The sequence below is a fragment of the Micromonospora craterilacus genome (assembly GCF_003236315.1).
Taxonomy (GTDB): domain Bacteria; phylum Actinomycetota; class Actinomycetes; order Mycobacteriales; family Micromonosporaceae; genus Micromonospora; species Micromonospora craterilacus.
In genome coordinates this window covers 1-6,222 of sequence record NZ_POTY01000323.1, presented here as the reverse complement: position 1 = coordinate 6,222, position 6,222 = coordinate 1, and the positions used below count along the sequence as shown (strand labels likewise).

Genomic DNA, 6,222 nt, shown 5'->3' with positions numbered 1-6,222 from the left:
GGGGTGAAGATGCCTTGGCGGAGTAGGGGGACTACGTCGGAGGTGTTGAGGCGTATGGCGATCTCGACGTCTTCGGCGAAGCCGTTCTCGATCAGCTCGCGGCCGGAGACGCAGCCCCGCACCGCCGCCGGCAGGTCCGGGGTGCTGGCCAGCGCGGCGAGTGCCACGGCCGCCTCCACCGACAGGCCACCGGGTGCCCCGGAGAGGGCGTCCAGCACCGTGGCCGCCCCGAGCTGGTCCTCCACCGACGGGCGCAACGAGCCGTCCGGCCACTGCTCGCCGGCGGCAACCACGCCGATCGGGGCGGCGGTCGAGCCGTACCCCTGCCGTAGCAGCCAGCGCCCGACGGCGCGGGCGTTACGCAGGTTGGCCGCGACCACCGGTAGCCCGGTGGCGCTGGCGGCGGCGCTGATGGCCGAGCCGTTCGGCGACGGCAGCACCAGGTCGTGCACGACCGGCGCCCGGCTCAGCGCGGCCGGCGACAGCGACCACGGATGTTCCGAGGTCACCTGCCGGCGGCCGGTCGCGGCGACCGCGCCGACCCGCCGCGCGTAGTCGGCGGCCTGCTCGCCCCAGGGGAACGGGTGGACACGCATCCCCCGCCCGACCGCCACCTCGACGGTGGTGGTGAACGAAAGCACGTCCACCACCACCAGTACCGCGCAGACCCGGCCGAACTCGGCCGCCCCCGCGAGGCCCCAGTCGAACCGGGCCCCGGATCCGGGTTGGGCGTGAACGGCCGCGGCCAACGCCTCAGCGCTCGTCGGACGCGGGCGGCTGCTCGGTGGCACCGGGCTGCGGGGCGTCGGCCCCGCTCTGCTCTTCGGCCGGATCGGCCTGACCCGCCGGGGCGTCCCCGGCGCGGGTCGGGCGGACCGGCGGCGTGGCCCGCTCGGCGGGCCGGTCAACCGCGTCGGCCTCGGGCGTGGCTGCCTCCGCAGCCTGCTCGGTGCTGGCCTCGCCGGGCGCGTCATCCGCCGGCAGAACCTCGACGGACCCGGTGGCGACAGCGGGCGCAACCTCCTCGGCCGCCGAGCCGGCTGGTTCGCCGGCCGCAGTGGTCGCCTCGGCAACGTCCACCGGCTCGCCGGCGGGCGCCTCGACGGCGTCCGGGGCGGTCACCTCGAACGGCTGCACCCCGCCGAACAGGCTCGGCAGCGTGCCCGTGTGCGCCTCCCGCAGCTCGTCCAGCCCGATCCGGAACTGGCCGTGCACCTCCAACGCGCCCCCGGCCGGGTCGGTGACCCCGATCAGCTCCCACGGCACGCCGTGCTCGGCGCACAGCGCGGTGAACGCCTTCTCGTGGCCGCGCGGCACCGAGGCCAGTACGCGACCGGCGGACTCGCTGAACAGGAAGACGAACGGCATCGAGCCGCCCTCGAAGCGTTCCGGCACCGCGATCCGCGCGCCGACGCCGTACCGCAGGCAGGACTCCACCAGACTCTGCGCGAGCCCGCCGTCGGAGAGGTCGTGCGTGGAGCTGAGGTGCCCCACCCGGGCGGCGTCGGCCAGCAGCCCGGCGAGCTGCTTCTCGCGCGCCAGGTCGACCTGCGGCGGCACGCCGCCGAGGTGCTCGTGGGTCACCCAGGCCCACTCCGAGCCGGACAGCTCCACGTGCGTCTCGCCGAGCAGGAAGAGCTGGTCGTGGTCGTTGTTGGGGCGCGCGACGAAGCCGGTCGCGACCCGGTCGGCCACGTTCTCCAACACGCCGAGCACGCCGACCACCGGCGTCGGGTGGATCGCCGCCGCCCCGGTCTGGTTGTAGAAGCTGACATTGCCGCCGGTCACCGGGATGCCCAGCTCGGCGCAGCCGTCAGCCAGGCCGCGCACGGCCTCGGCGAACTGCCACATCACGCCCGGGTCCTCCGGCGAGCCGAAGTTCAGGCAGTCGGTGACCGCGATCGGCGTCGCCCCGGTCACGGCCACGTTCCGGTACGCCTCGGCCAGCGCCAGCTTGGCTCCGTGGTACGGGTCGAGCCGGGCGTACCGGCCGTTGCCGTCCACCGACAGCGCCACGCCCAGGCCGGTCCGCTCGTCGATCCGGATGACGCCCGAATCCTCCGGCTGGGCGAGCACGGTGTTGCCCAGCACATAGCGGTCGTACTGCTCGGTGACCCAGGTCTTGTCGCACAGGTTGGGCGACGCGATCATGCGCAGCACGGTCGCGCGCAGCGCGTCCGGGTCGGCCGGCCGGGGCAGCGTCTCGGCCCGGTCGGCCTGGAGCAGGATCAGGTCGGCCGGTTCGCGCATCGGGCGGGCGTAGACCGGCCCGTCGTCCACCAGCGAGCCCGGCGGTACGTCCACCACCAGGTGGTCCCGCCAGGTGATCAGCAGCCGGCCCGGCTGGCCGTCCGGCTCCGGGGCGGTGACCTCGCCGATCGCGGTGGCCAGCACCCCCCACTTCTCGCAGGTCTTGAGGACCGTTTCGAGCTTGGCCGGCTCGACGACCAGGAGCATTCGCTCCTGCGACTCGCTGGCCAGGATCTCGTGCGGCTCCATCGACGGCTCGCGCAGCGGCACCCGCTCCAGCCAGACCCGCATGCCGGTGCCGGCCGCCGCGGCGGTCTCGGTGAGCGCGCAGGTGAGCCCGGCACCGCCGAGGTCCTGGATGCCGGCGACGAGCTGGGCGTCGTACAGCTCCAGGCACGCCTCGATCAGCAGTTTCTCGATGAACGGGTCGCCGACCTGCACCGACGGGCGGCGCTGCTCGCTGCCCTCGGTGAAGGTGGCGCTGGCCAGCACCGAGACGCCGCCGATGCCGTCCCGGCCGGTCTTGGCGCCCATCAGCACGACCACGTTGCCGGGCCCGACGGCGGCCTTGTTCTGCAGGCGGCTCACCGGCAGGACACCGAGGCAGAGCGCGTTGACCAGGGGGTTGCCCTGGTAGCAGGGGTCGAAGACCACCTCGCCGCCGATGTTGGGCAGGCCGAGGCAGTTGCCGTAGCCGCCGACGCCGGCGACCACGCCGGGCAGCACCCGGGCGGTGTCGGGGTGGTCGGCGGCGCCGAAGCGCAGCGGGTCCATCACGGCCACCGGGCGGGCGCCCATGGCGAGGATGTCGCGGACGATGCCGCCCACGCCGGTCGCCGCACCCTGGTACGGCTCGACGAAGCTCGGGTGGTTGTGCGACTCGACCTTGAAGGTCACCGCCAGTTCGTCGGAGACCTGCACCACACCGGCGTTTTCACCGATGCCGGCCAGCAGCCGGTCGCTCGGCGGAGCCTTCTCGCCGAACTGCCGCAGGTGCACCTTGCTGGACTTGTAGGAGCAGTGCTCGCTCCACATGATCGAGTACATCGCCAGCTCGGACTGGGTCGGCCGGCGACCCAGGATGTGCCGGATGCGGTCGTACTCGTCGTCCCGGAGCCCCAGCTCGGCGTACGGCTGGAGTTCCTCCGGGGTGCCACCGGCGCGCGGCACGGTGTCCACCCCGTCGGCCCAGTCGCTGGGCTGCTGGGTGGCGGCGTGCCGGGCCTGCGCCGGCGCGGCCGGGAATGCCTCCGGGGTCTCCCGTACCGGGTCCGGATGCGTGGTCATGACCTCTCCTCGTTGCGCTCGCCGCCTGTCGGGCGGGTGAGCCGACCGATGATCCCGCTGCGGACGGTCACGCCGGCGTCCCCACCAGGTGCTTCAGCACCGAGGTGAAGAAGCCGAGGCCGTCGAGGGAGGGGCCGGTGAGCGCCTCCACCGCGTGCTCGGGATGCGGCATGATGCCGACCACGTTGCCGGCGGGGTTGGTGATGGCGGCGATGTCCCGCTGCGACCCGTTGGGGTTGCCGCCGACGTACCGGGCGACGACCCGGCCCTCGGCTTCGAGTGCGTCCAGCGTCGCGGTGTCGGCGACGTAGCAACCCTCGCCGTTCTTGACCGGGATCAGCACCTCCTGGCCCGACTGGAAGGTGTTCGTCCAGGCGGTGCCGGTGGCCTCGATGCGCAGGATCTGGTCGCGGTTGCGGAAGTGCAGGTGCTGGTTGCGGGTGAGCGCGCCGGGCAGCAGGTGGGCCTCGCAGAGGATCTGGAAGCCGTTGCAGATGCCGAGCACGGGCAGCCCTCCGGCGGCCGCGTCGACGATCTTCTCCATCACCGGGGCGAACCGGGCGATGGCGCCGCAGCGCAGGTAGTCACCGTAGGAGAAGCCGCCGGGCAGGACGACGGCGTCCACCCCGTGCAACTCCGGGTCGCCGTGCCAGAGGCGGACCGGCTCTGCGCCGGCGATCCGGACGGCCCGGGCAGCGTCCCCGTCGTCGAGCGAGCCGGGGAACGTCACCACACCGACCCGCGCGGTCACGAGCGAGCGTCCGCGGGCTCGTCGGCCTCGACCAGGCGGACGGTGAAGTCCTCGATGACCGGGTTGGCGAGCAACTTGTCGGCGATCTCCCGGGCCCGGTCCAGGTCCGGTTCACCGGTGAAGTCGATCTCGATCCGCCTGCCGATCCGTACCGAGGCGACGTCGTTGACGCCGAGCCGGGGCAGCGCGTTTGCGACGGCCTGGCCCTGAGGATCGAGGATCTCGGGCTTGAGCATGACGTCGACGACGACGCGAGGCACTGGGCACTCCTGACTGTGTACGCAGTTGGGTGCCGACCCACAACGGGCGAGCGCAGCCAGCCTACCTGGCAGATACCGCGCCAGACGCACCGGTCGGACGCCGTCAGGGCAGTTGTTGACCTTACCCGTACGGACCCTTCGGGACCGATACGGGTTCGTTGCGATCCCGATGCGGGTTTGTTGCCGGATTCGTTGGCGGGTCGGCCGCCACACCCGCCCCAGGGAAATCCGACTGTTACATCGCCTCGTTTCAATGAACCTCTTGTGAAACACCTCACCGGGCCCTACGGTACATCGTCAGACGTCGATTTATCGGTGTCGCGGTGGCGGACCACCCCCGCCCGCCGCCGCAGGTCGACCCGGTTAACCCGGGTCCCCGAACCCCGAAGGAGCCCCACCGTGCGCATCCGATCCCTGATCGCGGTCCTCGCCACAGCCCTGGCCGGCGTGCTCGGCGCCAGCTCGGGCGCCGTCGCCGCGCCCGTCAGCCCGTACATCATCGGCGGCGGCACCGTCTCCTCCGCGCCGTGGGCCGCTGCGGTCTTCAGCAACGGCTCGTTCACCTGCTCCGGCACGATCATCGCGCCGCAGTGGGTGCTCACCGCCCGGCACTGCCTCGGCGGCACGATGTCCGTCCGGGTGGGCAGCGTCTACTACGCCTCCGGCGGCGTCACCCGCACCGTGAGCGCCACCTACAGCCGCTACGACCTGGCCCTGATGCGGCTTTCCAGCTCGGTGAGCACCAGCTACGTCAGCCTGGCCAGCAGCAACCCGCCGGTCGGCTCGACCAACTCGATCTACGGCTGGGGCATGACCTGCTACAGCGGCTGCTCGGCGTCGAGCCAGCTCAAGACCGCGTCGGTCCAGGTGACCAGCAACAGCGCCAGCGACGCGTACGGCGGGCAGGCGATCCGGAGCTCGCGGATCAACGGCAACGCCTGGCGGGGCGACTCGGGCGGCCCGCAGTTCTACAACGGCCTGCAGGTCGGGGTGGCCTCCACCGCCGACGGTGTGAACATCCAGAACTACGGCAGTGTCGCGTTCAACCGGGCCTGGATCACCTCGGTGGCCGGTGTCTGACGGTTAGCGCCCGGGGCGGCGCGGATGGGTGGGCTACGCGCCCGCCGTCCGCGCCGCGCCGTTTTTCAGCATCCGATCAGGTGAACAATGCTCGCAATGGGGGGCGGTGGCACCTGCCAGCATCGGAAACGTGCTGGTCGTGACGACGGATCAACTTCCCGGCTACGAGATCCGCCAGATCCTCGGCGAAGTGGTCTCCTCCATGGCCAGGACCCGCAACCCGTACCGCGAGGGCGTGAAGAACCTCCGTGGTGGCGCGTACGACCCGATGGCGCCGGACAACCTCACCCGGTGGCGTACCGACTCGGTGGCCCGGCTCGGCGAGGAGGCCCGGCGACTCGGCGCGAACGCCGTGGTGGGGATGCGGTTCGACAGCCGCGACTGCGGCGAGATGTGGATGGAGATCTGCGCCTACGGCACCGCCGTGATCGTGGTGCCCAAGGTGCCCGACGTCATGCCTCCCGACCAGCCCCTGGTCGCCGCCGAGACAGCCCACGACCCAGCCTTCGCCGAGGAACTGGGCGGCATCGCCGAGCCGGCGAGCGCCCCCAACCTCTCCACCGCCGCCGAAACCCCCACCCGCGACGCCTAACC

6 protein-coding genes are annotated in these 6,222 nt (G+C 72.4%); 2 read left to right on the top strand and 4 right to left on the bottom strand.

Features of this window, described 5'->3' with window-relative positions; translation table 11 throughout:
* From C1I95_RS31105 to purS, 4 genes are all read right to left on the bottom strand, one after another.
* Positions 1-749: 2-phosphosulfolactate phosphatase (locus C1I95_RS31105; protein ID WP_111219303.1), on the bottom strand; the 749-nt coding region annotated here is incomplete at its 3' end.
* A gap of 4 nt (positions 750-753) precedes the next feature.
* Positions 754-3,537, bottom strand: a complete 2,784-nt coding sequence (gene purL, locus C1I95_RS31100) for a phosphoribosylformylglycinamidine synthase subunit PurL (RefSeq protein WP_111219301.1) — start codon at positions 3,535-3,537, stop codon at positions 754-756.
* Between the two features lie 67 nt (positions 3,538-3,604).
* A complete protein-coding gene (gene purQ / locus C1I95_RS31095; RefSeq protein WP_111219299.1) occupies positions 3,605-4,288 on the bottom strand; it encodes a phosphoribosylformylglycinamidine synthase subunit PurQ in 684 nt (227 codons plus the stop codon).
* Positions 4,285-4,548 carry a phosphoribosylformylglycinamidine synthase subunit PurS gene (gene purS, locus C1I95_RS31090; protein WP_092381490.1) on the bottom strand — a complete coding sequence of 88 codons (264 nt, stop codon included), beginning with the start codon at positions 4,546-4,548 and terminating at the stop codon, positions 4,285-4,287. Before purS ends, purQ begins: the two co-directional genes overlap by 4 nt.
* 399 nt (positions 4,549-4,947) lie before the next feature.
* Here purS and C1I95_RS31085 point away from each other — a divergent pair, with 399 nt between their 5' ends.
* Complete coding sequence (locus C1I95_RS31085; RefSeq protein ID WP_111219297.1) at positions 4,948-5,628, top strand: S1 family peptidase; 681 nt, start codon at positions 4,948-4,950, stop codon at positions 5,626-5,628.
* A gap of 28 nt (positions 5,629-5,656) precedes the next feature.
* Positions 5,657-6,220 (top strand): YbjQ family protein, encoded by a 564-nt coding sequence (locus C1I95_RS31080; RefSeq protein ID WP_111219295.1) that lies wholly within the window; start codon positions 5,657-5,659, stop codon positions 6,218-6,220.
* The last annotated feature ends 2 nt before the right edge of the window (positions 6,221-6,222 follow it).

What these genes read in the sequence shown, in the direction of transcription:
- purL (WP_111219301.1), bottom strand. Translation starts at nt 3,537, where the DNA reads ATGACCACGCATCCGGACCCGGTACGGGAGACCCCGGAGGCATTCCCG.